General features: G+C 72.2%; 17 protein-coding genes. 12 read left to right on the plus strand and 5 right to left on the minus strand.

Annotated features, from left to right (window positions below; genetic code table 11):
* The first annotated feature begins 8 nt into the window (after positions 1-8).
* Positions 9-1538, plus strand: a complete 1530-nt coding sequence (locus tag AB0F62_RS17180) for an NAD(P)/FAD-dependent oxidoreductase (protein ID WP_361798814.1) — start codon at positions 9-11, stop codon at positions 1536-1538.
* 11 nt (positions 1539-1549) lie between these two features.
* On the opposite strand, the gene AB0F62_RS17185 is transcribed toward AB0F62_RS17180, so the two are convergent.
* Entirely contained in the window at positions 1550-2539 is a 990-nt protein-coding gene (locus tag AB0F62_RS17185; RefSeq protein WP_361798766.1) for a small ribosomal subunit Rsm22 family protein, read from the minus strand.
* A 1297-nt stretch (positions 2540-3836) separates the two neighbouring features.
* Between AB0F62_RS17185 and AB0F62_RS17190 the strand changes: the two genes are divergently transcribed.
* The gene (locus AB0F62_RS17190; protein ID WP_361798769.1) at positions 3837-5318 is read left to right on the plus strand and encodes a sugar transferase; all 1482 of its coding nucleotides are present in this window, start codon (positions 3837-3839) and stop codon (positions 5316-5318) included.
* A gap of 3 nt (positions 5319-5321) precedes the next feature.
* Here the strand turns inward: AB0F62_RS17190 and AB0F62_RS17195 are convergent, their stop codons facing one another.
* Entirely contained in the window at positions 5322-6272 is a 951-nt protein-coding gene (locus AB0F62_RS17195; RefSeq protein WP_361798772.1) for a GDP-L-fucose synthase, read from the minus strand.
* Positions 6273-6367: 95 nt separating this feature from the next.
* Here AB0F62_RS17195 and gmd point away from each other — a divergent pair, with 95 nt between their 5' ends.
* From gmd to AB0F62_RS17225, 6 genes are all read left to right on the plus strand, one after another.
* Positions 6368-7381, plus strand: a complete 1014-nt coding sequence (gmd, locus tag AB0F62_RS17200; RefSeq protein ID WP_361798775.1) for a GDP-mannose 4,6-dehydratase — start codon at positions 6368-6370, stop codon at positions 7379-7381.
* Positions 7382-7564: 183 nt separating this feature from the next.
* On the plus strand, positions 7565-10273 hold the full coding sequence (locus AB0F62_RS17205) for a LamG-like jellyroll fold domain-containing protein (protein WP_361798778.1): 2709 nt from the start codon (positions 7565-7567) through the stop codon (positions 10271-10273).
* A gap of 128 nt (positions 10274-10401) precedes the next feature.
* Positions 10402-13137 (plus strand): LamG-like jellyroll fold domain-containing protein, encoded by a 2736-nt coding sequence (locus AB0F62_RS17210; protein ID WP_361798781.1) that lies wholly within the window; start codon positions 10402-10404, stop codon positions 13135-13137.
* Between the two features lie 109 nt (positions 13138-13246).
* A complete protein-coding gene (locus AB0F62_RS17215; RefSeq protein ID WP_361798784.1) occupies positions 13247-15475 on the plus strand; it encodes a LamG-like jellyroll fold domain-containing protein in 2229 nt (742 codons plus the stop codon).
* The gene (locus AB0F62_RS17220; RefSeq protein ID WP_361798787.1) at positions 15472-16146 is read left to right on the plus strand and encodes a hypothetical protein; all 675 of its coding nucleotides are present in this window, start codon (positions 15472-15474) and stop codon (positions 16144-16146) included. The genes AB0F62_RS17215 and AB0F62_RS17220 overlap by 4 nt, the downstream gene beginning before the upstream one ends.
* Positions 16143-16982, plus strand: a complete 840-nt coding sequence (locus AB0F62_RS17225) for a glycosyltransferase family 2 protein (RefSeq protein ID WP_361798790.1) — start codon at positions 16143-16145, stop codon at positions 16980-16982. The genes AB0F62_RS17220 and AB0F62_RS17225 overlap by 4 nt, the downstream gene beginning before the upstream one ends.
* On the opposite strand, the gene AB0F62_RS17230 is transcribed toward AB0F62_RS17225, so the two are convergent.
* Together AB0F62_RS17230 and AB0F62_RS17235 are read right to left on the minus strand one after the other, a co-directional pair.
* Positions 16927-18090 (minus strand): glycosyltransferase, encoded by a 1164-nt coding sequence (locus AB0F62_RS17230; protein ID WP_361798793.1) that lies wholly within the window; start codon positions 18088-18090, stop codon positions 16927-16929. The two genes, AB0F62_RS17225 and AB0F62_RS17230, sit on opposite strands and share 56 nt — an antisense overlap.
* The gene (locus tag AB0F62_RS17235; protein WP_361798796.1) at positions 18087-18629 is read right to left on the minus strand and encodes a WcaF family extracellular polysaccharide biosynthesis acetyltransferase; all 543 of its coding nucleotides are present in this window, start codon (positions 18627-18629) and stop codon (positions 18087-18089) included. Before AB0F62_RS17235 ends, AB0F62_RS17230 begins: the two co-directional genes overlap by 4 nt.
* Positions 18630-18758: 129 nt before the next feature.
* Between AB0F62_RS17235 and AB0F62_RS17240 the strand changes: the two genes are divergently transcribed.
* The gene (locus AB0F62_RS17240; protein WP_361798799.1) at positions 18759-20282 is read left to right on the plus strand and encodes a hypothetical protein; all 1524 of its coding nucleotides are present in this window, start codon (positions 18759-18761) and stop codon (positions 20280-20282) included.
* Positions 20283-20311: 29 nt separating this feature from the next.
* On the opposite strand, the gene AB0F62_RS17245 is transcribed toward AB0F62_RS17240, so the two are convergent.
* Complete coding sequence (locus AB0F62_RS17245; RefSeq protein WP_361798802.1) at positions 20312-20758, minus strand: adenylyltransferase/cytidyltransferase family protein; 447 nt, start codon at positions 20756-20758, stop codon at positions 20312-20314.
* A gap of 165 nt (positions 20759-20923) precedes the next feature.
* On the opposite strand from AB0F62_RS17245, the gene AB0F62_RS17250 reads away from it, so the two are divergent.
* The 3 genes from AB0F62_RS17250 to AB0F62_RS17260 are packed head-to-tail and all read left to right on the plus strand — an operon-like array spanning position 20924 to position 25193.
* Positions 20924-22180, plus strand: a complete 1257-nt coding sequence (locus tag AB0F62_RS17250) for a glycosyltransferase family 4 protein (protein WP_361798817.1) — start codon at positions 20924-20926, stop codon at positions 22178-22180.
* Positions 22181-22203: 23 nt separating this feature from the next.
* Complete coding sequence (locus AB0F62_RS17255; RefSeq protein ID WP_361798804.1) at positions 22204-23931, plus strand: lipopolysaccharide biosynthesis protein; 1728 nt, start codon at positions 22204-22206, stop codon at positions 23929-23931.
* The gene (locus AB0F62_RS17260) at positions 23928-25193 is read left to right on the plus strand and encodes a hypothetical protein (RefSeq protein ID WP_361798806.1); all 1266 of its coding nucleotides are present in this window, start codon (positions 23928-23930) and stop codon (positions 25191-25193) included. Before AB0F62_RS17255 ends, AB0F62_RS17260 begins: the two co-directional genes overlap by 4 nt.
* Positions 25194-25604: the final 411 nt, after the last annotated feature.

Raw genomic sequence — 25604 nt, forward strand, 5'->3', positions numbered from 1 at the left:
CGCAGCAGCTGCCTCTTCGCACCTCGTACGACGCCGTGATCGTCGGTGGCGGCCACAACGGGCTGGTCGCCGCCGCGTACCTGGCCCGCGCGGGCCGCTCCGTGCTGCTGCTGGAGCGGCTCCCCGGCACCGGCGGCGCCGCCGTCTCCACCCGGGCCTTCGCCGGACTGGACGCGCGGCTGTCCCGGTACTCGTACCTGGTGAGCCTGCTACCCCGGAAGATCGTCGACGACCTGGGGCTGCGCTTCGCGGTCCGGCGCCGCCGCATCTCCTCGTACACCCCGCACGGCGACGGCGGGCTCCTCGTCGACGCCGAGTCACCGTCCGCGACCCGTGAGAGCTTCGTCCGGCTGACCGGCTCCGACCGCGACTTCGAGGCGTGGCAGCGCTTCTACGGCATGACGCAGCGGGTCGCCGAGCGCGTCTTCCCGACGCTGACCGGACCGCTGCCGTCCCGGGCCGAGCTGGAGCGGATCGTCGACGACCCGGAGACCTGGTCGGCGCTGTTCGAGCGCCCGCTGGGCGAGACCGTCGAGGCCGCCTTCGAGGACGACGTGGTGCGCGGCGTCGTGCTGACCGACGCCCTGATCGGCACCTTCACCCACGCCCACGACCCCTCCCTGCTGCAGAACCGCTGCTTCCTCTACCACGTGATCGGCGGCGGCACGGGCGACTGGGACGTGCCGGTCGGCGGCATGGGCGCCCTCACCGACGCCCTGGCGGACGCGGCGCGGGCGGCCGGTGCCGAGATCGTGACGGGCACCGAGGTCACGGCGATCCACACGGACGGCACCCGGGCCGAGGTGGCCTTCGAGGGCGGCACCGTGGGGGCGGGGCACGTCCTGGTCAACGCGTCGCCGTACGCCCTGGCCGGGCTCCTCGGCGAAGCGGCCCCGGAGAAGCCGGAGGGCGCCCAGCTCAAGGTCAACATGCTGCTGCGGCGGCTGCCGCGGCTGCGCGACACCTCGGTCGACCCGCGCGACGCCTTCGCCGGCACCTTCCACATCGCCGAGTCGTACACCGAGCTGGACCGGGCCTACCGCGAGGCGGCTGGTGGCGCGGTGCCCTCGGCGCCGCCCTCGGAGATCTACTGCCACTCCCTGACCGACCCGTCGATCCTCGCCCCGGACCTGGCCGCGCGGGGCATGCACACCCTCACGCTCTTCGGGCTGCACGCGCCCGCGCGGCTCTTCGCGGACGACTCCGCGCAGGCGAAGGAGACCCTGCTCAAGGCCACGCTCGCGCAGCTGGACGCCGTGCTGGCGGAGCCGCTGGCGGACTGCCTGGCGGTGGACGGGGACGGCCGGCCGTGCATCGAGGCGAAGTCCCCGCTCGACCTGGAGCGGGAGGTCGGCCTGCCCGGCGGGCACATCTTCCACCGCGACCTCGCCTTCCCGTACGCGGAGTCGGGCGGCGGCGCCTGGGGGGTCGGCACCGAGCACGCGAACGTGCTGCTGTGCGGCGCGGGCGCGGTGCGCGGCGGCGGTGTCAGCGGCGTCCCCGGCCACAACGCGGCCATGGCGGTGCTGGGCGCCTGACGCGGAGCGCCCTACTCCGGCCCGGCCGCGGGCGGCCACGCGTCGCCCCAGGCGACGTCGCGGGCGGCGCGGTAGAGCGGCCCGTGCCGCTTGGTGACGATGTCCCGGCGCAGCCCGTCCTCGACCGTGCAGAGGTCGATGAGGACCTGGCCCTTGCGGATCTGGGGATGCCGGACCACGCGGTCCGGTGAACCGCCGGCCGCGGCGGGGAACCGGGCCGCCGCGACGTAGCTGAACTTCTCGTCCTCGTAGGGGAGCGATCCCCCCTTCACCTGGCGGTGCAGCGAGGTCCGGGCGACCCGCGCCGCGAAGTGGCACCAGTCGGGGCCCTGCACGGGGCACGCGCCGTCGTGCGGGCACGGGGCGAGGACGTGGAAGCCGTCCGCGACGAGCCGGTCGCGTGCGGCGAGGACGCGTGCGTAGCCGTCGGGCGTACCCGGCTCGACGACGAGCACGGCACCGCGTGCGGCCCTGGCGGCCTCGGCGACGACCGCCTCGCGGTCGGCCTCCGTGAGCTCGCCGATGACATACGACACGGTGATCAGGTCCGCCTCCGGCAGCCGCGCCCCGACCCCGAGCGGCGCCTTCTGCCAGCGTGCCTCCCGCACCGCGGTGTGCTCCGCCCCCGCGGCCAGCTCGCGGCCGAGCGAGAGGGCCGCGTCGGACCAGTCCAGGATGGTGCTGGTGTGCGTCCCCTCCTCCCAGGCGTCGGCGACCGCCCAGGTCGCGGCACCGGTCCCGCCGCCCACGTCCAGGTGGCTCGCCGGCACCCATTCCCCGGCCCGGGCCCGGAACTCCGCCAGCGCCGCCCCGACCGCGGCGTGGGTGGCGGGCATCCGGTAGGCGGCGTAGGCGGCGACGTCGGAGCGGTCGCGGAGGATCGGGGTGCTGCTGGTCGTACGCCCCCGGTAGGTGGCGATCAGCCGGTCGACGGCCTGTGCGGCACGGCCGGGCGGGAGCCCGTCGAGGAGGTCCGCGAGGGCGGCTTGCAGAGAGGACACAAGGATCAAGGGTAAGGCTCGCCCCGACCGCACCGGCCCCCTCTGCGGAGGAGGAGGTCGGCGGTGGGTGTGCGGGGTGTGCGGGTGCGGGGTGTGCGGATGGTCGGTGCTGCCGGTGTTCGGCTGTCCCGCCGTCTCGCTCCCTTCGGTCGCAAAAATGCGGGCTGCGGATGGGGAGGGTGGGGGCGTCGGGCCGTCGCCGCTGTGCGGGTGGCGTGTGGCCTGGGTCCAGGCGCCGGAGCGGGGCCGGTTGTTCATGGGCGCAGGTCTCGTAGCCGTCCGCGGGTAGAGATGGCTGGTTGCCACGCCCACTCTTCGTGGGTGGCGCGCCTGCCGTGACCTGCGTCTGCGGGTGATTCGGGGTGCGGCGGGCTCGGTGGGTGGCTTTGCGAGATCGGGCTCTGTTTCGCCGACATATTCGGCGAAAGCGGGCCCGATCTTCCCCCGCCCAAAGATCGGGCTCTGTTCCGCCGAACATATCGGCGAAAGAGAGCCCGATGTCCCGCCCGCCCCTCGACAGCACCCCGAATCAGCCGCAGTCGCCGGACACGGCAGGCGCGCCCACCACCGGGAGTAGGCGTAGAAGCGGCCATCTATACCCGCGGACGGCGACGAGACCCACGCCACCGGAAAGGCCACCCGCTCCGGCGCCTGAACCCCGACCACGCACCCACCGGCACACTGCCACGCGAGCCCCGCCCCCACCTTCCCATCCGCAGCCCGCCACTGTGCGACCGAAGGGAGCGAGACGGCGGGACAGCGAAACACCGGCAGCACCACCGCACCCCTCACCCCGCACACCGCCGAACACCCACCCGCACACCGCCACAAAGGCCCGGCCCCACCCTCCCCATCCGCAGCCCGCCGCTGTGCGACCGAAGGGAGCGAGACGGCGGGACAGCCGAACACCCACCGGCACCACCACCCCCACCACCCACCCCTCCCACCCGGAATTGGTGATTCCGGCCAACGGAACCCGTATACAAACCGCGCGAGTTCGCGCACGCTGGCCAGGGGGCGCACAAACCGCCCGCCGGAGCGTGCTCAGCGCGCGGTCCGGGAGGCCGCAACCCCATATGGTCAGGAGCGATCCACGAACGGCCCTGTATCACACCACAGGACACCTGAGCGGACAGATCAAGCCGTATGTGAACTTCAGGACAACTGGCCTCCGAAATTTCGTAAACCGCAGCGAACGCACAACTGTTTGGCATAGCGTTCCGGGTTACTACGGCGCACAGCTGCTTGGGGAAGTGGCAGGTGTGCCCACATTTGTCGCGTTGTGCCAGGGGGGTCCATGCGGCGTGTCGGTATACCCAATTCAGGCCCGATAGATACATCCCCCGCGCGCGGCCGCACGGCGGCCCAGCGCGGGCAGAGCGACAAGTCGCGCTGGTATCTGCCGGCCGCGCTCGTCACGGACGCGGCGGGGGTCGCGCTACCGGTCGGGCTCGTCTTCGACGCCACCCACCAACCGCACCCGGCGCTGTGCGCCACGACCGCCGCGACGGCCTGGTTGACCGTCCAGATTGCCCGGCGGCGGTACGCGAAGCGCGCGCTGGGCGAGTCGCGCAGCGGGTTGTCCGTGCTCTACGACTGGATGGTCCTGCTCGGCGTGCTCGCCGTGGTCCGCGCGCTGCTGGGCGAGCGCTCCGAGCCGTCCCTGGCGCTGCTCGCCCTCACCCCGGGCCTGCTGCTGACCACCGCCTGCCGCAAACTGACCTACCGTCACCTCCTCGCGTCCCGGCGCGAGGCGCACGCCGTCCGCCGCGTGCTGGTGATCGGCGAGCCGAGCGCGGCCGACTACGTTGTCGACCACCTGGCCGCGCGCACCGACCACGAGTACGTCGTCGTCGGCGCCGTCCCCGTCGGTCTGGCCAACCTGGAGTGCGGGGCGCCGGTCGCCGCCCGGCTGGAGTCGCTGGCGCCGGCGCGGCCGAGTGCCGACTCCGGCGCGGTCCTGACCGCCGCCCGGGAGCTCGGCGCCGACCTCGTACTGGTCGCACCCGGCCCGCGGATGGCCGGCGAGCGGCTGCGCCGGCTGTCGTGGGCCGTGCACGACGCGGGGGTCCCGCTGGCCGTCCTTCCCGGCCTGACCGATGTCGCGGTCCGCCGGGTGGAGCTCACCTCCGCCGCGGGGCTCACCCTGCTGCACATCAGCCCGCCGCTGCGGCGCGGCGTCCAGGTGAGCCTGAAGTCGGTGCTGGACCGCGCCGGTGCCGCCTTCGGACTGCTGCTGCTCTCCCCGCTGTTCGGCCTCATCGCGGCGGCCATCCGGCTCGGCTCCAAGGGCCCGGTCTTCTACCAGCAGATCCGGCACGGGGTGGACTGCACACCCTTCACCATGTGGAAGTTCCGCACGATGGTGACGGACGCGGACGCCCGTAAGCCCGAACTGGCCTCCGCGAACGAGAGCGACGGCCTGATGTTCAAGATGCGCCGCGACCCGCGCGTCACACGGGTCGGGCGGATCCTGCGCCGCTGCTCACTGGACGAGCTGCCGCAGCTGATCAACGTGCTGAGGGGCGAGATGTCCCTGGTGGGGCCGCGCCCCCCGCTGCCGGAGGAGGTCGCCCGCTATGACGAGGTCGAGCTGCGCCGGCTCTCCGTGAAGCCCGGCCTGACGGGTCTGTGGCAGGTCAGCGGGCGCTCGGACCTCTCCTGGGACGAAACGCTTCAGCTCGATCTCCGCTATGTCGACAACTGGACCTTCACCAGCGACGTCGATGTGATGGCCCGTACGTTCCGGGCCGTCGTGGACGGCCGCGGAGCGTACTGAATGTCAGACCGCAGAATCGTCTCTCCACCAGCGGTACGTGGCGGAGATCCCGTCCCGCAACGGGATCTCCGGCTTCCAGCCGAGGGCGGAGAGCCGGGAGATGTCCAGCAGCTTGCGCGGGGTCCCGTCGGGCTTGGACGTGTCCCAGGCGATGGCGCCCTCGTAGCCGGTGACCTCCCGTACGGTCTCGGCGAGTTCGCGGATCGTCAGGTCGTTGCCGCAGCCGATGTTGACCGGCTCCTCGCCGTCGTAGGTGCGCAGCAGCACCGCGCACGCGGCGGCGAGGTCGTCGACGTGCAGGAACTCCCGGCGCGGGCTGCCGGAGCCCCAGAGCACCACTTCGGGGGCACTGTCGCGCCGCGCCTCGTGGAAGCGGCGGATGAGCGCGGGCAGTACGTGCGAGGTCTCGAGGTCGAAGTTGTCCCCGGGGCCGTAGAGGTTGGTGGGCATCGCGGAGACGAACGAGGCGCCGTACTGCCGCCGGTAGGACTGGACCTGGACGATGCCGGCGATCTTGGCGAGCGCGTACGCCTCGTTGGTCGGCTCCAGCGGGCCGGTGAGCAGGGCGTCCTCGTGGATCGGCTGCGGCGCGTGCTTCGGGTAGATGCACGAGGAGCCGAGGAAGAGCAGCCGGCCGACGCCGGCCGTGTGCGCCCCGGCGATCACGCTCAGCTGGATGCGCAGGTTGTCCTCGAGGAACTGCACCGGATACGTGCTGTTGGCCATGATGCCGCCGACCTTGGCGGCCGCCAGCACCACCGCGTCGGGCCGCTGCTCCTTCAGGAACGCCTCGGTGCGCGCCGCGTCGCGCAGATCGAGTTCGTCGCGGCCACGGGTGATCACCTCGTGCCCGTCGGCGGTCAGCCGTCGGGTCACCGCCGATCCGACCAACCCGCGGTGGCCCGCGACGAAGATCCGGGCGCGGTCGGGCAGGAGTGCGTTCGCTTCGCTCATGGAAGCGGATTCTGCCAGCAGGGATCACCCCACCGGGGGTGAACCCAAACATCAGTACGCAAAAGAAACATAACCGACCCAAGGGGGGAGATCGCATGGGCAAGAGCGCCCTGATCACCGGTGTGACCGGCCAGGACGGCTCCTATCTGGCGGAGCTGCTGCTGGAGAAGGGGTACACCGTGCACGGCCTCGTCAGGCGGTCGTCCAGCTTCAACACCGAGCGGATCGACCACATCTACCAGGGGCCGCAGGAGGCGAACCGCTCCTTCGTGCTCCACCACGCCGACCTCTCCGACGGCGTGGCCCTGGTGAACCTCCTGCGCGACCTGCGGCCCGACGAGGTCTACAACCTGGGTGCCCAGTCCCATGTCCGCGTCTCCTTCGACGCCCCGCTCTACACCGGGGACGTCACCGGGCTCGGCTCGATGCGGCTGCTGGAGGCGGTGCGGGCCAGCGGGGTCGAGACGCGGATCTACCAGGCGTCGTCCTCCGAGATGTTCGGCGCCACCCCACCGCCGCAGAACGAGCGGACGCCCTTCCACCCCCGCAGCCCGTACGGCTGCGCCAAGGTCTACGGCTACTGGGCCACGGTCAACTACCGCGAGGCGTACGACATGTTCGCGGTGAACGGCATCCTCTTCAACCACGAGTCCCCGCGCCGCGGCGAGACCTTCGTGACCCGCAAGATCACCCGTGCCGTCGCCCGCATCAAGGCCGGCCTGCAGGACCGGCTCTACCTGGGCAACCTCGACGCCGTCCGCGACTGGGGCTACGCCCCCGAGTACGTCGAGGCGATGTGGCGGATGCTCCAGCGCGACGTGCCGGACGACTACGTGGTCGCCACCGGCGAGGCCGCCACCGTGCGGCAGTTCGTCGAGACGGCCTTCGCGCATGTGGACCTCGACTGGGCGGAGTACGTCCGCTACGACCCCAAGTACGAGCGTCCCAGCGAGGTGGACGCCCTGATCGGCGACGCGAGCAAGGCGGAGGAACTGCTGGGCTGGAAGCCGTCCGTGCGGGTCGAGGAGCTGGCCCGGATCATGGTCGACGCCGACCGCAAGCAGGTCGAGGACCAGCTCGCCGGTGTGACCGTGCGCATCGACCGCTGAACTCGCCGCGGAGCGGGGTGCGTTAAACCCCGGCAACATCCAACCAAGCCAAGAGTGAACACAATTTCGTCAAACTTTCACGCGAGGAGCTTCACATACCCCTACGCTGCCGACCACAGGCGGGCGATTGGGCCGCTTGTGCACGAGTGAGGCCTTGGGGGGCACATGCGAAGACTTGGGGCGATGACCGCTGCCGGGACACTGGTGGCGGGGGCTCTGGCAGGGGTGGGGGCGGTCGCGGCACCGGCCGCGACCGCACTCACCCCGCCGGTCGCGATGACCGCCGACGAGCTGCCGACCTGGCAGACCAACGGCATCGTCTGGGCGATGGCCCAGTCGGAGGGGGTCGTCTTCGCCGGCGGAACCTTCTCCACCGTCCGCCCGCCCGGCAGCGCGGCGGGCAGCAACGAGCAGCCGGCGGTGAACTTCGCGGCGTTCGACGCCGCCACCGGCGCACCGACCGACTGCCACCTGTCGTTCACGATCGGCCCGGGCAGCACGGCCACCGTGCGCGCGCTGGCCGTGTCCCCGGATGGCGACACCCTCTACGCGGGCGGGTACTTCAGCTCCGTGAACGGCGTCCAGGTGAACAGCCTGGCCGCCATCGACATCGCGAGCTGCACGCCGATCGCCTCCTTCCACCCGGGGATCTCCGCGACCGTACGGGCGCTGGACGCGACGGCGGACACCGTCTACATGGGCGGCGACTTCACCACCGTCGCGGGGCAGTCCCGGCGGTATTTCGCGGCCCTGACCACCACGGGATCGCTGACGGCCTGGGACCCGCAGGGCGACCAGCCGGGGCGGGCCGTCCAGGCCGCCCGGGACGGTTCCCATGTGATGATCGGCGGTGACTTCGACACCATCGGCGGGGCCGACTCGCACGCCCTGGCCGTCGTCGACACCGGCGCGGGCGCGCTGACGAAGGCGTACCCGGTGGGCTTCTTCCCGGCGACCTCCGTCGTCAAGGACATCACGGACGACGCGACGGGCCTGTACGTCGCCAACGAGGGCACCGGCGGCGGTGTCTTCGACGGCCGGACCGCCTTCAACCTCGGCGACTTCAACCAGCGCTGGCGCGACACCTGCCTCGGCGCGACGCAGTCGCTCGCCGTCTACCAGACGGTGCTCTACAGCGGTTCGCACGCGCACGACTGCAGCAGCATGGGCGCGTTCCCGAACCAGCGGCGCAAGCACCTGCTGGCGCAGTCGGTGGACGACCCGAAGCTGCTCGGCTGGTTCCCGGACACCAACGACGGCCTCGGCGAGAGCATCGGCCCGCGTGTCATGTCCGTGTCTTCCGCGGGCGGCAAGGACTACCTGTGGGTGGGCGGTGAGTTCACCACCGTCGAGGGCGCGCCGCAGCAGGGCCTGACCCGCTTCTCCAACGGGCCCGACACCGGCAACCCGACCACGCCGGAGGCGAGCGCGGCGAGCCTGGCGGCCGGCCAGATCAAGGTGAGCTGGCAGGCGAGCCTGGACACCGACGACAGCGCGCTGACGTACAAGGTCTACCGGGACGGCGCGGCCACCGCCGTGTACACCACCTCCGGCAGCTCGCTGCCCTGGGTGCGCCCGCAGCTCAGCTTCACCGACACCGGGCTGACCGTCGGCTCGACCCACAGCTACCGGGTCACCGCGAGCGACGGCAGCAACACCAGCCCGCTGTCGTCGACCGCCACGGCCACCGTGGCCAGCGGCAGCAACAGCTACGCCTCGGCGGTGCTCTCCGACGGGGCCAACCTGTACTGGCGCTACGACGAGAGCGGCGGCACCTTCGCGGCCGACGCCTCCCCCTCGGACGACAACGGGGACTACGTCGGCGGCCCGTCGTACCGGCAGAGCCCGGGAGCGGTCAGCGGTTCCAGCACGGCGATCGGCTTCAACGGCTCGGACCAGTGGGTCTACAGCGACCGCAGCCACCCGCGCCCGGCCACCTTCAGCGTGGAGTCATGGTTCAAGACGACCACGACCTCGGGCGGCAAGATCGTCGGCTTCGGCAACACGACCAACGGCACCAGCAGCCAGTACGACAAGCACGTCTACATGACCAACAACGGCCGGCTGGTCTTCGGCGTCTACACCGGCGCCACCAACACCATCACCAGCAGCGCCGCCTACAACAACGGCGCCTGGCACCACGTGGTCGCCACCCAGGGCACCGGCGGCATGCGGCTGTACGTCGACGGCACCCTCGTCGGCAGCAATCCGCAGACCTCCAACGAGAACTACACCGGCTACTGGCGAGCGGGCGGCGACAACCTCAACGGCTGGCCCGACCAGCCCGCCAGCGGCTACTTCAACGGGCAGATCGACGAGACCGCCGTGTACCCGTCCGCGCTGACGGCCGCCCAGGTCGCCAACCACTACGCGCTGGCGAGCGCCCCGGCCGACACCGTCACCACGCTGACTCCGGGCGAGGACTCCTACGTCAACGCCGGTGCCCCGTCGGCGAACTACGGCACCTCGGGCTCGCTCGCCGTACGCGGCAGCTCGGCGTACCTGTCCTACCTGCGCTTCAGCCTGCCGTCGGCCCCGGCCGGCCAGACCCTGAAGAGCGCGGTGCTGCGGGTCATGACCAGCAGCGACCCGGCCGCGGGCAGCAACGACACCGTCTCCATCGTGCCCGTCACGGGCGCGTGGACGGAGACCGGGGTCGCGTACAACAGCCGTCCGGCACTGTCCCCGACCGTGCTGGGCACGCTGAGCGGTGCGACGACGATCTCGACGTCGTACACCGTGCCGCTCGACGTCTCCCAGCTCACGGACTCGCTGGGCGGCGCGTACAGCCTGGCGCTGACCAGCACCGGCACCGACGCGATGTGGCTGTGGTCGCGGCAGGCGGCGTCCTCCGCGAACGGGCCGCGGCTGGTGCTCACCTTCGGTTCGTAACAGGCAATCCGGAGACCCCGGCCGAAAGTGCCCGCCGGGGTCTCCACCGGGCCGCCTGTCACGGCGTACCCTGCCGTGGCAGGCGGTTCGTTTCCGCACCGCCGGGGGCGGCGAGGGCTGGGGGGCTCATGCGCACTTGGGGAAGACTGTCCGCTGCACTGGTTCTGACGGCGGCCTCGACGGCCGGCGCGGGGTTGGTGGCGGCACCGACCGCCGGGGCGCTCACCGCGCCCGTGGCCATCACCGCGGACCCGCTGCCGACCTGGCAGACCAACGGCGTGGTGTGGGCGATGGCGCACCAGGGGGGCACGGTCTTCGCGGGCGGTACCTTCTCCACCATCCGGTCCTCCGGATCCGGCGGCAGCACCCAGTCCGCCGTCAACTTCGCCGCGTTCAACGCCGCCACCGGCGCTCCCACCAGTTGCCGGCTCTCCTTCACCATCGGCTCGGGCACCGCGACCGTACGGGCCCTGGAGGTGTCCCCGGACGGGCGGACGCTCTACGCGGGCGGGTGGTTCAACGCCGTCAACGGCGTGGCGGTCGGCAGCCTCGCCGCCATCGACATCGCGACGTGCACACCCAGCGCCTCCTTCCGGCCGTCCTTCTCGGCGACGGTGCGGGCCATCGACGTCAGCGACGACACCGTCTACGTGGGCGGCGACTTCACCTCGGTGGCGGGGCAGTCCCGGTCCCGGTTCGCCGCGCTGTCCACGGCCGGCGCGCTGCGTGCCTGGAACCCGGGCGCCGACAAGCCGGGACGGGCGGTCCAGCTGACCGCGGACGGCGCCCATGCCGTGCTCGGCGGCGACTTCGACACCGTCGGCGGCACCGGCTCGCACGCCCTGGCCGTGGTCGACACCGCCACCGGCGCCCTGACCCGGGCCTACCCGGTGGGCTTCATCCCGGCCACCTCGGTGATCAAGGACCTGACCGCGGACGCCACGGCGGTGTTCACCGCCAACGAGGGCACCGGCGGCGGCGTCTTCGACGGCCGGATCGCGCTCAACACCAGTGACTTCGGGCAGCGCTGGCGGGACAACTGCCTCGGCGCGACACAGTCGGTCGAGGTCTACAGAACCGTCCTCTACAGCGGCTCGCACGCGCACGACTGCAGCAGCATGGGCGGCTTCCCCAACCAGCGGCGCAAGCACCTGCTGGCGCAGTCGGTCGACAACCCGTCCCTGCTGCCGTGGTTCCCGGACACCAACGACGGCATCGGCGAGGGGCTGGGCCCGCGCGTCATGACCGTGGGCTCCTCCGGCGGCACGGACTACCTCTGGGTCGGCGGCGAGTTCACCACCGTCGCCGGGGCGGCCCAGCAGGGCCTGACCCGCTTCGCCTCCGGCCCGGACACCGGCGCGCCGAGCGTGCCCGAGGTGAACGTGGCGAGCATCCGGCCGGGCCAGGTCACCGTGCGCTGGCGGTCCAGCCTCGACCTGGACGACGGCCCGCTGACCTACCGCGTCTACCGCAACGGCTCCACCACGCCGATCCACACCACCACCGGATCCTCGCTGCCGTGGTCGCGCCCGCAGCTGGCCTTCACCGACACCTCGGTCACGGCCGGCTCCACGTACTCGTACCGGGTGACCGCGAGCGACGGCACCAACACCAGCGCCCTGTCCCCGGCCCAGTCGGTGACCGCCGCGTCGGCCACCCAGGCGTACCCGGCACGGGTGCTCGCCGACGGCGCGAACCTGTACTGGCGCTTCGACGAGGCCTCCGGCCAGTTCGGCGCCGACGCCTCCCCGGGCAACGACAACGCGGTCTATCTCAACGGGCCGCTGTACCGGCAGAGCCCGGGGGCCGTGGCCGGCAGCACGGCCCTGGGCTTCAACGGCACCAACGACTACGCCTACAGCGACGCCCGGCACGCCCGCCCGGCCGCGTACAGCATCGAGACCTGGTTCCGGACCACCACCACGGCCGGCGGCAAGCTGATCGGCTTCGGCGACCGCAACGTCGACGACAACCTGAGCAGCAACTTCGACAAGCACATCTACATGACCAACAACGGACGCCTGGCCTTCGGGGTGCGCAGCGGCGGCAACCGCACCATCACCACCACGGGCACCTACAACGACGGCGGCTGGCACCACGTCGTCGCCACCCAGGGCACCGGCGGCATGCGGCTGTACGTGGACGGCACCCTGGTCGGGACCGACCCCACCACCACCAGCCAGAACTTCTCCGGCTTCTGGCGGATCGGCGGCGACAACCTCAACAGCTGGCCCAACCGCCCCACCAGCAACTACTTCGCCGGGCAACTGGACGAGACGGCGGTCTACCCGTCGGTACTGACCGCCTCCCAGGTCGCCGACCACCACTCCCTGGGCACGGGCGGCGGCGGCACGCCCTCGGAGACCGAGGTCACGGTCGAGGCGGCCGAGGACTCGTACGTCAACGCCGGCGCGCCGTCGGCCAACTACGGCACCTCCGGCTCGCTCGCCGTGCGCGGCAGCTCGGCGTACCTCTCCTACCTCCGCTTCACCCTGCCCTCCGCGCCCGCCGGAACGGTGCTCAAGAGCGCACGGCTGCGCGTGCACACCAGCTCCGACCCCAGCGCCGGATCGGCCGACAGCCAGAGCGTCGTGCCCGTCACCGGGAGCTGGACCGAGACCGGCGTGACGTACACCAACCGGCCCGCGCTCTCCGCCACGCCGCTCGGCACCCTGACGGGCGCCTCGGCCGCCCAGAGCACCTACGAGGCGGCTCTGCAGGCCGGTCCGCTCGCCGGGGCGCTCGGCGGCTCCTACGCGCTCGCGCTCACCAGCACGGGCACCGACGCGCTGTGGCTCTGGTCGAGCGAGGCGGCGGGGGCGAGCAACCATCCCGAGCTCGTTCTGACATTCGGCGCACCTTAGTGCTCACATTTTCTTCAAACACCGTCCATCGGTCGTATGTCAACCCATACCCTGCGGTGCACGGGCGGCCAAGTGGGACGCCCGGGGGCATTGGGGCCTTGGGGGGCACATGCGCAAGCTCAGATCCATTTCCGCTGCCTTGACCATGGCAGCGGGCTCCTTGGCGGCCGGAGCGATGGCGCCGCAGCCGGCGGTGGCGCTGACACCGCCGGTGGCCATGACGGCCGACAGCCTGCCGACCTGGCAGACCAACGGCATCGTCTTCGCGATGGCACAGGCGAACGGCACCGTCTTCACCGGCGGCACCTTCTCGTCGGTCCGTCCGTCCGGTGAGGCGGCGGGCGGACCGAACGAGCGGGAGGCGGTCAACTTCGCCGCCTTCGACGCCGCCACCGGTGCGCCCACCGACTGCCGGCTGTCCTTCACCGTCGGCTCCGGCACGGCGACCGTGCGCGCGCTCGCCGTGTCGCCGGACGGGACGACCCTGTACGCGGGCGGCTTCTTCGGCGCCGTCAACGGCACCCCGGTCAGCAGCCTCGCCGCGATCGACATCGCCACCTGCACCGTGAAGACGGACTTCGCCGTCGCGGTCAACGCGACCGTGCGGGCGCTTGCCGCCACCGCCGACACCGTCTACCTCGGCGGCGACTTCGGCTCCGTCGACGGCCAGGCGCGCGACAACTTCGCCGCCGTCACCACCTCGGGCGACGTCACCGCCTTCACGGCCAACGGCGACGCGCCGGGCCGGGCCCTGGAGCTCACGCCGGACGGCGCGAACGTCGTCCTCGGCGGCGACTTCGACCGCGTCAACGGCACGGCCTCGCACGCCCTGGCCGTGGTCAACGCGACGACCGGCGCCGTGGTGAAGGGCTACGGGTCCTCCTTCATCCCGTCGACCTCGGTCGTCAAGGACATCACGACCGACGCCACCGGCGTCTACACCGGCAACGAGGGCACCGGCGGCGGTGTCTTCGACGGCCGCATCGCGCTCAACCTCAGCGACTTCAACCAGCGCTGGCGTGACACCTGCCTCGGCGCGACCCAGTCCGTCGAGGTGTACAAGTCCGTGCTGTACAGCGGCTCGCACGCGCACGACTGCAGCACCATGAACGAGTACCCGAACCAGCGGCGCAAGCACCTGCTCGCGCAGGCCGTCGACAACCCGGCGAAGCTGGGCTGGTTCCCCGACACCAACGACGGCCTGGGCGAGGGCATCGGCCCGCGCGTCATGTCCGTCTCCTCCTCCGGCGGCACCGACTACATGTGGGTCGGCGGCGAGTTCACCACCGTCAACGGCGTGGCCCAGCAGGGCCTGACCCGCTTCTCCTCGGGTCCGGACACCGGTGTCCCCACCACCCCGAACGTCAACGCCTCCAGCGTCACCCCGGGCTCGGTCAAGGTGCGCATCCAGACCAGCCTGGACCTGGACGACAGCAACCTGACGTACCGCGTGTACAAGAACGGCGGCGCCACGCCCGTGTACACCACGACGGCCTCCTCGCTGCCGTGGGTGCGGCCGCAGCTGACCTGGACCGACACCGACGTGACGGCCGGCGCCACCTACACCTACCGGGTCACCGCGAGCGACGGCACGAACACCACCGTCAAGTCGCCCACCCAGACGGTCACGGCGGCGACCGTGCCCGAGGCGTACCCGACCCAGGTCCTCGCCGACGGCGCCTCGCTGTACTGGCGCTACAACGAGACCGCCAACACCTTCGTCGCCGACAGCTCCCCGGCCGACGACGGCGGCAACCACGTCGGCGGCCCGACCCGCGGCGTCAGCCCGGGCGCGATCGCGGGCTCGAACAGCACCGCCGTCACCTACAACGGCACGACGCAGTGGTCGTACAGCGACGCCAAGCGCAACCGGCCGTCCTCGTACAGCATCGAGACCTGGTTCAAGACGACCACCACCACCGGCGGCAAGATCATCGGCTTCGGCGACCGGACCACCGAGGCGAGCGCCACCACCGACAAGCACGTCTACATGACCAACGCCGGCCGGCTGATCTTCGGCGTGCGCAGCGGCAGCAACCGCACCATCACCACCCCCGGTGCCTACAACGACGGCGAGTGGCACCACGTCGTCGCCACCCAGGGCTCCAGCGGGATGCGGCTGTACGTCGACGGCTCCCTGCAGGCGTCGAACTTCCTGATCACCGGTGGCAACGACTACGTGGGCTACTGGCACGTCGGCGGCGACAACCTGTCCGGCTGGACCAGCCGCCCGACGAGCAACTACTTCGCCGGCTCCATCGACGAGACCGCGGTCTACCCGAACGTGCTCTCCGCCGCTCAGATCGCCCAGCACTACAACCTGGGGAAGAACGGATGACCCATCGGCCCCGCCGGGTCGCCACCGCCGCCGCCGTCCTCGTGACGGCGGCGGCGGTGCTGCTCACCGGCTGCTCCAGCGGTTCGGACGGCAAGGACACCGCGGCCCAGGACACACCCGCGCCCACCGCCGCCGTCTCCGCCGAACCGACCAGGCCCACCGACCCCGCCTCCGACGCGATCCCCAGCGGGCCCAAGGTCCCCAAGGGCGAACTGACCCCGGCCACGGGCTCCTTCACCAAGAAGGAGAAGTCGTATCTGTCGGGCCGGGTGCCCAAGGGCACCGACCCGGCGGCCGTCCTCCAGCTCGGGCAGGAGACCTGCGACCGCATCGCCCGGGTCGCCGAGGTCGACAAGGACGCCGCGATCGGCGGCATCGTCACCGGCCAGATCGGCGGCGCCAAGGGCGCCGTCACCCACCTCTGCCCCGACCAGGAGGACATCCTGACGGCCGCCGAGACCGGCTTCGCCGACGGCTCCTACTCCGTGGGCGCCAAGGCGAAGGCGGGCAGCGTCATCACGCCCGGCACCTACCGCGCGCTGACCCCCACCAAGGACTGCACGTGGACGGCCGGGACCAAGACCGGCACCGCCCACAAGGTCACCGTCACCACGGGCACGAGGACCTTCGACTCGCGCGGCTGCTTCGCCTGGGCGAGGGTGGGCCGATGACCGGACTCGTGAGCAGGCTCCCCATCGTGGTCGCCATCCCGACCAAGAACGAGGCGGAGAACATCGCCACCACGGTCGGCTCGGTCGTCGACCACTTCGAGGCGGTGGTCGTCGTCGACTCCGACAGCACCGACGACACCCGTGCCATCGCCGAGTCGCTGGGCGCCCAGGTCGTCCCGTACACCTGGGACGGCAAGTACCCCAAGAAGAAGCAGTGGTGCCTGGACAACGTCCACCCGGACATCCCCTGGCTGCTCTTCCTCGACGGCGACGAGGTGCCCACCCCGGAGCTGATCGACGAGCTCCGCGAGGTCTTCGCGCGGCAGCCCGTGCTGCCCGCGGCCTACGACATCCCGCTGCTGTACTGGTTCGCCGGGCGGCCGTTGCGGCGCGGCTACACCGTGGTGAAGCGCTCCCTGCTGGACCGCACCCGGGTGTCGTACCCGGAGGTCGACGACCTGGACGCACCCGGCATGGGCGAGCAGGAGGGCCACTACCAGCCGCGCGCGGACGGCCCGGTGGGGCGGCTCAGGGGCCGGATCGAGCACCGCGACCTGGACCCGGTGCGCACATGGTTCGAGCGGCACAACCGCTACTCGGACTGGGAGGCGTGGCTGGAGCACCACCAGGACGCCAAGGAGCAGGTGCGCGGGCTGAAGACCCGGCAGGGGCGGCTCTTCCAGAAGGTGCCGTTCAAGCCGCTGCTCTTCTTCGGCTACACCTACGTCGCCCGCCGCGGCTTCCTCGACGGCCGCGCGGGCTTCGACTACGCCCTCGCGCTCAGCTTCTACCGCTGGCAGATCGGGCTGAAGACGCGGGAGAACGGTCCTTCGTAGCCGTCTCGTACACCCCCTGGAGGATGTCGAGCACGGCGTCGAGCGACAGCTCGTCCCGGATGAGGCGCCAGGCGGCCTGCGAGGCCGCCTGGTTCGCCTCGGCGCCGAGGAGTTCCAGGACCGCCTTCCCGACGTCCTCGGGGCGCCGCACGACCCGGCCGGCGCCCGCCCGCTCGATGTCGGGGGCAAGGCCGTTGGACTCCCGTACGACCACGGGCGTGCCGACCGACATCGACTCCAGCAGGGACATCGCGAAGGGTTCGTCCACCGAGGGCAGGACGTAGACGTCGGCGGCGCGGAACGCCTCCAGCGCCTCGGCGTGGCTGAGCGGGCCGATGTGCCTGACCGCGTTCTCGACGCCCAGCGCGCGAACGGTCTCCAGCGTGCCCGCCAGCTCGCCGGAGTCGGGCCCGGCGAGGACGAAACGCGCGTCCGGGTACTGCTTCAGCACCTCGGGGATCGCCTCGGCGAACACCTTGGGACGCTTGCGGGTCTGGAAGCGGGCCAGGTAGAGCACCGTGGGCGGGCCGCTGCGGACCCTCGGCTGGTGCAGCGCGGTGCCGTTGGGCAGCCTTACGGGACGGGCCAGTTCGCCCGCTCCGACGACGGCCTCCAGATCGCCGCGCTCCCACTCGGTCAGGTGCAGCACGGCGTCCGCCCGGCGCAGCAGCCGCTTGGTGGCCAGCGCGTCCAGCACCTTGGCCAGTGGTTTGTCGCTGGGGTCGATCATCCCGTGGGTCTGCAGCACCAGCGGCCGGCCGCACTGCAGCGCCGCCACGGCGACCGGCAGGGTGATGAGGTCGCGCATCAGGTGCACGTGGACGACGTCGGCCGAGCGCACCAGCCTCCGCGCGCCCGCGAGCAGGGACGGCGAGGTGATCCCGGAGACCTCGAAGCGCGGCAGCACGTGCCGGGCCCGGAAGATCCGCGCGGGCACGCCCTCCACCTCCTCGGGCAGCCTTCCCTCCGGGAAACCGTCCCCCAGGGTGACCAGTTCGGCGTCGACGCCGCGCCCGCGCAGCCCCCGGGCCAGGTTGAGGGCGACCCGGGTCGGACCGCCGAAGGCGTTGGTGGGCGTGTGCAGGGTGACGACGTGCAGCACCTTCACTGGGGCTCCTTGAGCGTTCGCGTGCCGTCGGCGGCGTGCAGGGTGAGCTCGGGCAGGTCCCGCGACAGGACCGTCCCGGCGCCGACGACGGCGTGGCGGCCGACGGTGACTCCGGCGAGCACGATGGCGCGGGCGGCGACCCAGGCGCCGTCCTCCACGGTGATCGGCGCGTTGCGGTAGCGGAAGTCGACGGCGCGGTGGTCGTGGCTGCCGGTGCACAGCAGCGCCTCCTGCGAGACGCAGACATCGGCGCCGATGGTGATGGGCTCCAGGTTGAGCAGCCAGGCGCCCTCGCCGATCCACGCGCGGTCGCCGACGGTCAGCTTCCAGGGCCACAGCACCCGTACGCGGTGCCTGATGAGCACCCCGTCGCCGATGGTCGCCCCGAAGGCCCGCAGGATGGCCACCCGCAGCCGGGCAGGGCAGAACCAGGCGGAGAACACGGTGTTCATCACCGCGAACCACAGCGCCTGGACGGCCTTGCCCCGTCCCTTGTCGTACCCGGCCAGTGTGAAGGCCGACAGATCGCGTGCCGTCACGGACGCACCCCCAAGAACCCCCGCCCCACGTGCCCTCCCCGGCACCGTTCGCACAGATTATCCGTGGACACGCTTCCGGGGAGGCAGGATCTATAGACTGCGCGAGGGGAATCGTTGGGGGGCTGTTGCATGGCCGTTCAGGCACACGAAATCCAGCCGCGCGGAATCCCGGCGCGAGGGCCCGGGGGCCCGGCCGGTCCGCCGACGGGGGGTGTGGAGGTCCCGGCGGTCTCGCCGCGGGCGCTGCTCTCCCGCGCGCTGGCCGTACCGCTGATCCTGGGACTGGGGCTCTTCCTGCCCGCGCTGGTCGCCGTGCAGCCCGGTCCGGGTGTGCGCGACACCGTCTTCTGGCTGCAGATGGTGCTGACCTGCTACTCGGGGATCCGGCTCTCGGTGATGGCGCTGACCGCGCACCGCAAGCTGATCCAGGGCTCCTTCTGGCTCTTCGTGTACGTGGCGATGGGTGTGGCGCCGCTCGCCCAGGACGTCCTCGACCAGACGCCGACGCCGGTCGTCGGCACCCGGGCCGACCTGCTGGTCGCGGTCGCGCTGGTGCTCATCGGCTGCGCCGCCTTCGACGTGGGCACCCTGCTCTCGCGGCACCGCCCGATCCGCCGGGCGCGGCGGCGGGACCGCTCCGCCTCCTTCCACCGCAGGCGGGTGTTCCTGCTGGCGGCCGTCGCGTTCGTCGGCAGCGCGCTGCTGGTCGCCAAACTGGGCGGTCCCGCGGTCTTCTTCAGCAGCCGCCAGGCCATCACCGACACGATCAGGGCCGACGGAGCCGCCTCCGCGGAGTCCAACGTCGGCTCCGCCTTCCTGCGCGGCTTCGGCACCGTCCCCGCGCTCCTGGCGCTGCTGATCTTCACCCGCTGGCTGGTGACCTCGCGGCGGGCCCGCCGCCGGCCGCTGGTGATCGCCACGTGGGCCGCACTGCTGCTGCTCAACGGCGTGGTCAACAACCCGATCAGCAACCCGCGTTACTGGTTCCTGACGGTACTGTTCTCGTTCCTGTTCACGGCCTTCCCGAAGAGTCCGGCGATGTACCGGGCGGCCCTGGCCCTCGGGGTCATCGGGGCGCTGGTGGTGTTCCCGTTCGCCGACCGCTTCCGCTACGACGACAGCGGCTACAAGCCCGTGGAGACCACGTCGGTCTTCCAGCCGCTGGCCGTCAAGGACTACGACCAGATCGGCATGTTCGCCAACACCATCACCTTCTCGGACACCGGCCCCGGCCACTTCTACGGCCGTCAGATGGCCGGCTCCACGTTCTTCTTCGTGCCGCGCTCGGTCTGGCCGGGCAAGCCCCGTGACACCGGCGTCATGATCGGCCAGTGGATGGGGATGAAGAACGTCAACCTCTCCTCCCCCATGTGGGCCGAGATCTGGATCGACTTCGGGGCCGGGGGCGTCATCGCCGGCTTCGTGGCCCTGGGGTATCTCGCCGCCCGCGGCGACCGCGTCTACGCCCTGCGCACGTCGGTGGACCCGCGCCCGGGCAATGTGATGGCGATCGTCATCCCGCTCATCGCGGGATACTCCTTCATCCTCCTGCGCGGCCCGCTCCTCCAGGCCTCCGGCCGCATCGGGGTCGCGCTGATCTGCTTCGCCCTCGTCACGACCCTGCGCTCCGACGGGCGCAAGCTGCTGCGCTGACGCGCGCCCGCCGGAGCGAACAGGGCACGCTACCGCCCGGCGGCCTCCGCCGAGGGGGCGGTCAGCGCGTCGAGCGCGCGGCGCAGCTGCGTGCTGGAGGTGTGGACCGTGTACGGGAAGTAGACGACCTCGACCCCGACGGTGGCGAAGTCGCGCTCGAGCTTGGCGCCCTTCTCGGTGCCGCGCCAGTCGTCGCCCTTGAAGATGACGTCGAAGCGGACCTGTTCCCAGGTCTCCAGCTTGTCCGGGACGGTCTCGACGAACGCCGCGTCGACGAAGCGCACGCTGCGTACGATCTCCAGCCGCTCGACCAGTGGGACGACCGGCTTGCGGCCCTTGGCCAGAGCGGCCATCTCGTCGGAGACGACCCCGGCGACCAGGTAGTCGCACTGACTGCGGGCGTGCCGCAGGATGTTCAGGTGGCCGACGTGGAAAAGGTCGTAGACACCAGGTGCGTACCCCACACGGTGCGCCATGTTGCGAATCCCCCCACAGGAATACAACCGTTCCGCGAGTTGCGGAGTCTCAGACATTAGCGTGAAGCCAGTGTGTTTCTCCGGTGAACGGATAAGGTGAGCATCTGGTCACTTCTGGGGGGAAGGGGTCCTTCCGTGCCCGAGTTCAAGGGCCGCACATTGCTGCTGGTTTCCACCAATTACGCACCCGAGCACGCGGGCATCGGCCCGTACGCCACGCAGATCGCCGAGCACTGGGCGGCCGCGGACGGCGGCGGCGCCGAGGTCCATGTGCTCGCCGGCATGCCGCACTACCCGTCGTGGCGGCTCGATCCGGCGTACCGGGGCGTGTGGCGGATCGAGGAGCGGCGTGCCGGGGTGCGTGTGCACCGCCGCAGGCACACGGTGCCGCCGCGCCAGACGGCCCTGAAGCGCGCCCTGTTCGAGGCGTCGATCCTGGCCCACGGGCTGGTGTCGGCTCCGCGCATCCGGCCGGACGCCGTGGTCGCGCAGATGCCGAGCCTGGCCGGCGGCGTGATCGGCGCGCGCATCGCCGCCCGGCACAAGGTGCCGTACATACCGATCGTGCAGGATCTGATGGGCGCCGCCGCCGCGCAGAGCGGCATCCGCGGCGGTGACCGGGCGGCGGCCGCCGCCGGGGCCGTCGAGGCGTACGCGCTCAAGCGGGCGACGCTGGTCGGGGTGATCCACGAGAGCTTCGTGGACAAGGTCGCCGCGATGGGCGTGGACCGCGGGCGCATCCGCCTGGTGCCCAACTGGTCCCATGTGGCCCGCCCTTCGCGGCCGCGCGAGGAGACCCGGGCCCGGCTCGGCTGGGCGGCGGGACAGACGGTGGTGCTGCACTCCGGCAACATGGGGCTCAAGCAGGGGCTGGAGGTGCTGGTCGAGGCGGCCCGCCTCGACCCTTCGGTGCGGATCGTCCTCATGGGCGACGGCAACCAGCGCGAGCACCTGCGGGACCTCGCGGCCGACGTACCGAACCTGGAGTTCGCGCCGCCCGCCGACGACGCCGACTTCCCCGACGTGCTGGCCGCCGCCGACGTCCTGGCGGTCACGCAGCGCGCCTCGGTGCTGGACATGAGCATCCCGTCGAAACTCACCTCCTACTTCGCCGCGGGGCGTCCGGTCGTCGCCTCCGTCGCGGCGGAGGGCGGCACCGCGCAGGAGGTGCTGCGTTCGGAGGCCGGGCTGCTGGTGGAGCCGGAGGACCCGGGGGCGTTTCTCAAGGCCGTGCGCGCCCTCGCCCAGGATCCGGCGGCCGCCGATGAACTGGGGGCCCGGGGGCCCGCGTACGTACAGGCGCACCTGAGTCGTGAGGCCGGATTGTCACGGATCAGTGCGCTCCTGGCGGAGGCACTGGACACGGCCGCTGAAGCTGTCGATCCTGAGGGATCGGACGTATGGGGGGTTCCACGCACGTGAGCGAACAACCGCACGCATCGCAGATGTCCGAGGCGCAGGACGAACCGGACCTCCTGCGGGACCAGTTCCGGCAGCTGATCCGCTACCGCGCGCTGCTGGTGGCCGGAGTGCTGGTCGGACTGCTCGGCGGCGGATACCTGGCCGTCTCCGGCAAGGACACCTACGTGGCGACCAGCGAGGTCGTACTGCGGGCGGCCACGGTCGACCCGTTCGCGCCCGGCGGCACCGCGCCCGACAAGGCGATCAACATCGGCTCCGAGCGCCAGACGGCGATGAGCAACGAGATCGCCAAGCGCGCCGCCAAGAAGCTGCACCTGCCGGAACGTTCCGCTTCCTCGCTCCAGTCCGACCTCCAGGTCACCAACCCGCCCAACACCCTGGTGCTGCGCTTCGCCTACACCTACACCGACGGGGACGAGGCGGCGCGCCGAGCCAACGCCCTCACCCAGGCGTTCATGGACGCGCGCCAGGAGAACACCGAGACCACCATCAAGAACACCGTCCGCGGCCTGCGCAAGCAGCTCGACCCGGTGGTCGCGCAGCGCAAGGAACTCGACAAGCAGATCGAGCAGATGGGCGAGGGGCCGACCCTCGACGCGGCCACCACCGTGCAGGCCACCCTCGTCGGGCGGATCTCCGAGCTCAGCACCCGGATCACCGAGCTGCAGTCCCTCGACACCACGCCCGGCAACTGGATCCGCGTCGCGACCGCGCCCAACGCCCCGTCCGGGCCCGGACTGCCCATGATGCTCGGCCTCGGCGCCCTCGTCGGCGTGGCGGTGGGGCTGCTGGCCGCCTGGGTGCGGCTGGTCTTCGACCCCACCGCGCGGTCCGAGGGCGACGTGGTGCGGGCGCTGCGCGCACCCGTCCTGGGCACCCTGCCGCGCACCAAGGGCGGGCCGCTGCTCGCCGTCGACCACGCCGATCCGCGGCTGGCCGAGGAGTTCCGCTCGGTCGCCTTCCGGCTCGCCTACGACCAGCGGTTCGCCGACCACCGCCGGCTGCTGGTGGTCGCCCCGCGCGGCACCGGCGAGACCGCGTCCTCGGTCGCGGTCAACCTCTCCGCGTCCTTCGCCGAGATGGGCATGGAGGTGCTGCTCGTCGAGGCCGACCTGCGCACCCCCGGACTCTCGGCGCGGCTGCGCGCGGCGGACGGCTCCCGGCCCGGCTGGGCCCGCTCCCCGCACCTCAGCGAGGGCGGCTGGCCGGCGGGGCTCCAAGTGCCCATCGACGCGGGCGAGTCCGGCTCCTTCGACCTCGTGCCGGGACGCCGGGTGCGCAACGTGGCGCGGGCGCTCACCTCGTCGGCCGCGAGTCGGCTGTTCGCGGAGGCGGACGCCCCCGGCGCCGCGGTGATCGTGCTGGCGCCGGCGGTCCTCACGTACGCGGACGCGCTCGCGCTCGCCGACCGCATCGACGGGGTCCTGGTCGTCGCGGACCCGCACGCGGTGCACCGCGCGGACCTGGACCGGGTGCGGCAGCTCATCAGCGGCGCGGGCAGCACCGTGCTCGGCGCCGTCCTCCACACCTCGCCGAGCCGCGGCTGGTGGGCGCGGCGGGCCCGCAGGTCCGCGCGCAACCGGAGCGCCGCCGCGCCCCGTGCGGAGGCCGCCGCGGCGGCCGCGTCCGTACCGGCCGTCGAGAGCACCGCCACCACCACCGCCCCCGCGAAGTCCGCTCTCCCCTCCTCCGGTGACGGCGCCCCGGCGCCGACCACCGACACCATCCCGCTGCGCACGGTGACCCGGTGACCGTGCGCCCGGTGCCGGGCGCGAAGACGGCCATCATCTGCTCCGTGCTGGACCAGGGCGTCGCGGCGCTCACGAACATCCTGGTGCTCGTGGTCGCCGCACGGCTGTCCAGCGCGGCCGGGTTCTCGGTCTTCTCGATGGTCTACACCGTCTTCTCGGTCCTGCTCGGCGTCAGTGTCTCCTACGTGGGGCAGGCCCTGGTGCTGGAGCGGGGCGAGGCGGCCTCCGTGGCCGCCGCCTGCCGCTCCGCGGCGGGATTCGTGGCCGTGGCGTCCACCGTGGCCGGGGGCGCGATGGCCGCGGTACTGGCCTTCGTACCGGGCGAGACGGCGTGGGCGCTGGCGGTGCTCGGCATGGTGCTGCCGCTGGTCCTCACCCAGGACGGGCTGCGCTACTGCTTCTCGACCCTGCGGCTGCCCCATCTCGCCCTGGCCGGCGACGTCCTGCGGCTGGCCGTCGCGCTCCCGGCCCTCGCCCTGCAGCCGCAGGGCACGGGACCGGCCCGCCTGGTCGCGGTGTGGGGTCTGTCCGCGGTGCCCGCGCTGATCGCGGGCGCGGCCCTGCTGGCCCCGCGGCTGCGCGGGGCGCGGGTGGACCTGCGGCGCTTCGTACGCCGGGGCCATCTGGGGCGCCGCTTCGTCGTCGAGTACGGCGTGGGCAACGCCTCCAGCCAGCTCGCGGTCGTCGGACTCGGCCTGTTCGCCAGCCAGTTGGCGGTGGGCGCGCTGCGCGGTACGACGACGCTCTTCGGCCCGATGAACGTGCTGTTCAACTCCGCCACCGCCTTCGGGCCCCCGCTGCTCGGCCGTGTCCCGGGCATGCGCGGGCAGGTCCGGGCCACCGCCGTCCTCGCCGCCGTCCTCGCGGGCGTCGCGGCCGGCTGGACGACGGTGCTCATGGCGCTGCCGGACCGCGCCGGCCGTGAGCTCCTCGGCGAGACCTGGTCGGCGGCGTCCCGACTGCTGCCCGCCACGGGCACGCAGTACGCCGCCATCGCCGCGGGCACGAGTGCCCTGCTCACCCTCCGCGTCCTGCGCCCGAAGGCCACCCTGCCGATCCAGGTGGTCTTCTCCCTCGCCTCGGTCGCCTTCATGATCGGCGGCTACGCCCTCGGCGGCGTCCTCGGCGCGGCCTGGGGCCTGGCCCTCGGCTCGGGCCTGAAGGCGCTGGTCCTCTGGACCCGCGTCGCCGTCGTCCGCCGGGAGTCCGTCCCGGCGGACGACCCCGAAGGCCGCGCCGAGCCCGCCCCCGCGGGGGCGTAGAGCCCGGGGTCCGGCACCGTTCGCCGGGGGTAGCGGGTGGGGTGGGTTGGGGTTTTGGCCGGTGGGTGAGTGGCGGGTTTCGTCTGGCTCCCTTCGGGAGCAGGGCGGCCGGCTGCGGAGGGGAGGGTGGGGGCGGTCTCCCGGTGTGCGGTCCGCGGGTGGGTGCGTGGCGGGGGTTCAGGCGCCGGCACGGGGTGCCCTTCCAGTAGCGGGGGTCTCGTTGCCGTCCGCGGGTAGAGATGACCGGTTGCCACGCCCACCCTTGGTGGGTGGCGCGCCCGCCGTGACCGGCGTCTGCGGGTGCTTCGGGGTGCTGTCGAGTCGTTGACGGGAGCCGGCACGTCGACGCCGGGTACGACCACGCCGAGGAGGTCGCCGCCGCGCGCGGGGTGCGCGTGCCCATGCGCGAGG

The sequence above is a fragment of the Streptomyces sp. NPDC026673 genome (assembly GCF_040638135.1).
GTDB lineage: Bacteria > Actinomycetota > Actinomycetes > Streptomycetales > Streptomycetaceae > Actinacidiphila.